Origin of the sequence: Pseudomonas sp. OTU5201, from assembly GCF_038440135.1 — a bacterium.
GTDB lineage: Bacteria > Pseudomonadota > Gammaproteobacteria > Pseudomonadales > Pseudomonadaceae > Metapseudomonas > Metapseudomonas resinovorans.
Window position 1 is genome coordinate 1 of record NZ_JASATC010000096.1, and the last position, 810, is coordinate 810.

The following is an 810-nucleotide window of genomic DNA, read 5'->3' on the forward strand; positions in this document are numbered from 1 at the left end:
CGGAAGCCGACCTGGTTGTTCGCATCGCGGTTGTCCCAGGCCTCGTGGTAGACGGCGACCTTCTTGGCGATTTCCTCGGGGCCGCCGAAGCCCAGTACCAGGGCGCCCATGCCGCGGCCGCCGGCGTTCTTCAGCGACTCGGTGTTGGTGCAGGCCAGGTACATCGGCGGGTGCGGGTCCTGGTAGGGCTTGGGATGGATCGGGCGCTTGGGGATCTTCACGAAGTCGCCGTTATGCTCGATCTCGTCCTGCACGAACATCTTCGGGATCAGGTACATGGCCTCGTCGATCTGCGGCTGCAGGGTGGTCAGGTCGTAGCCGAAGGTGCCGGCTTCCTGCTGGGTGCCGCCCTTGCCGACGCCGAAGTGCACGCGGCCCTTGGAGAGCAGGTCGAGGGTGGCGATGCGCTCGGCGACCTTCACCGGGTGGTTCATGGCCGGCGGCAGGCAGACCACGCCGTGGCCGATGCCGATGCGCTCGGTCTTGCCGGCGACGAAGGCGAGCATGGTTTCCGGTGCGGACATGTGCGAGTAGTTGGTCAGCGCGGTGTGCTCGACGCACCAGAAGGTGTCGAAGCCGAGCTGGTCGGCGAGCACGGCCTGCTCGACGGTTTCGTCGAAGATGCGACGGTCGCCTTCGCGGCTGCTGTCGATCGTCTGTGCCTCGTAGATCAGGGAGAATTTCATGCGCGTGGCCCTTCTTGTTCTGGAGTCGGTCAACCCGGATTGCCGGGTGTTGGGCGCATGGTGTGGGATCGAAAAACGGCCTGAATCCTCCAAACAGACTAATCATCTTGCACCGCCGCACAGC

At 64.7% G+C, this 810-nt stretch carries 1 protein-coding gene; it reads right to left on the bottom strand.

The features are described from left to right. Positions 1-686, bottom strand: a 686-nt coding sequence (locus AAHM40_RS27005; RefSeq protein WP_342247439.1) for an LLM class flavin-dependent oxidoreductase, incomplete at its 3' end; no start/stop codon positions are given. Between the last annotated feature and the right edge of the window lie 124 nt (positions 687-810).